The organism is Candidatus Erwinia dacicola (genome assembly GCF_001756855.1).
In the GTDB taxonomy this organism is placed as follows: domain Bacteria; phylum Pseudomonadota; class Gammaproteobacteria; order Enterobacterales; family Enterobacteriaceae; genus Erwinia; species Erwinia dacicola.
The window spans coordinates 1-1,767 of the sequence record NZ_MAYS01000199.1 but is presented as its reverse complement, the minus strand read 5'-3'; the positions used below and the strand labels follow the sequence as shown (position 1 = coordinate 1,767).

1 rRNA gene is annotated in these 1,767 nt (G+C 52.7%); it reads left to right on the top strand.

Annotated elements, in window-relative coordinates:
* Nucleotides 1–166 precede the first annotated feature (166 nt).
* Nucleotides 167–1,707 (top strand): 16S ribosomal RNA (locus BBW68_RS06255).
* The last annotated feature ends 60 nt before the right edge of the window (nt 1,708–1,767 follow it).

The window sequence follows — 1,767 nt, the reverse complement described above, 5'->3', positions numbered from 1 at the left end:
GACGCTCTTTAACAATTTATCAGACAATCTGTGTGGGCACTCGTAGGATCGATATCAACGTCTTCGGACGTAAAAATATCAAGCCTTAAGAGTGAACACATAATGAAATTCATTGTGACGTTTTACACTTGAGCATCGCTGCACTTGTTGCAGTAAATCGAACTTTTAATTGAAGAGTTTGATCATGGCTCAGATTGAACGCTGGCGGCAGGCCTAACACATGCAAGTCGAACGGTAGCACAGGGAGCTTGCTCTCGGGTGACGAGTGGCGGACGGGTGAGTAATGTCTGGGAAACTGCCCGATGGAGGGGGATAACTACTGGAAACGGTAGCTAATACCGCATAACGTCTTCGGACCAAAGTGGGGGTCCTTCGGGCCTCACACCATCGGATGTGCCCAGATGGGATTAGCTAGTAGGTGGGGTAACGGCTCACCTAAGCGACGATCCCTAGCTGGTCTGAGAGGATGACCAGCCACACTGGAACTGAGACACGGTCCAGACTCTTACGGGAGGCAGCAGTGGGGAATATTGCACAATGGGCGCAAGCCTGATGCAGCCATGCCGCGTGTATGAAGAAGGCCTTCGGGTTGTAAAGTACTTTCAGTGGGGAGGAAGGCGAAGAGGTTAATAACCTTTTTGATTGACGTTACCTGCAGAAGAAGCACCGGCTAACTCCGTGCCAGCAGCCGCGGTAATACGGAGGGTGCAAGCGTTAATCGGAATTACTGGGCGTAAAGCGCACGCAGGCGGTCTGTCAAGTCGGATGTGAAATCCCCGGGCTCAACCTGGGAACTGCATTCGAAACTGGTAGGCTAGAGTCTTGTAGAGGGGGGTAGAATTCCAGGTGTAGCGGTGAAATGCGTAGAAATCTGGAGGAATACCGGTGGCGAAGGCGGCCCCCTGGACAGAGACTGACGCTCAGGTGCGAAAGCGTGGGGAGCAAACAGGATTAGATACCCTGGTAGTCCACGCCGTAAACGATGTCGACTTGGAGGTTGTGCCCTTGAGGCGTAGCTTCCGGAGCTAACGCGTTAAGTCGACCGCCTGGGGAGTACGGCCGCAAGGTTAAAACTCAAATGAATTGACGGGGGCCCGCACAAGCGGTGGAGCATGTGGTTTAATTCGATGCAACGCGAAGAACCTTACCTGGCCTTGACATGCACGGAATTTAGCAGAGATGCCTTAGTGCCTTCGGGAACCGTGAGACAGGTGCTGCATGGCTGTCGTCAGCTCGTGTTGTGAAATGTTGGGTTAAGTCCCGCAACGAGCGCAACCCTTATCCTTTGTTGCCAGCACGTAAAGGTGGGAACTCAAAGGAGACTGCCGGTGATAAACCGGAGGAAGGTGGGGATGACGTCAAGTCATCATGGCCCTTACGGCCAGGGCTACACACGTGCTACAATGGCGCATACAAAGAGAAGCGACCTCGCGAGAGCAAGCGGACCTCATAAAGTGCGTCGTAGTTCGGATCGGAGTCTGCAACTCGACTCCGTGAAGTCGGAATCGCTAGTAATCGTAGATCAGAATGCTACGGTGAATACGTTCCCGGGCCTTGTACACACCGCCCGTCACACCATGGGAGTGGGTTGCAAAAGAAGCAGGTAGCTTAACCTTCGGGAGAGCGCCTACCACTTTGTGATTTATGACTGGGGTGAAGTCGTAACAAGGTAACCGTAGGGGAACCTGCGGTTGGATCACCTCCTTACCTGAAGATAGCTTCCTACGTAGTGCTCATACAGATTGTCTGATGAAAAAGTAACGGGCA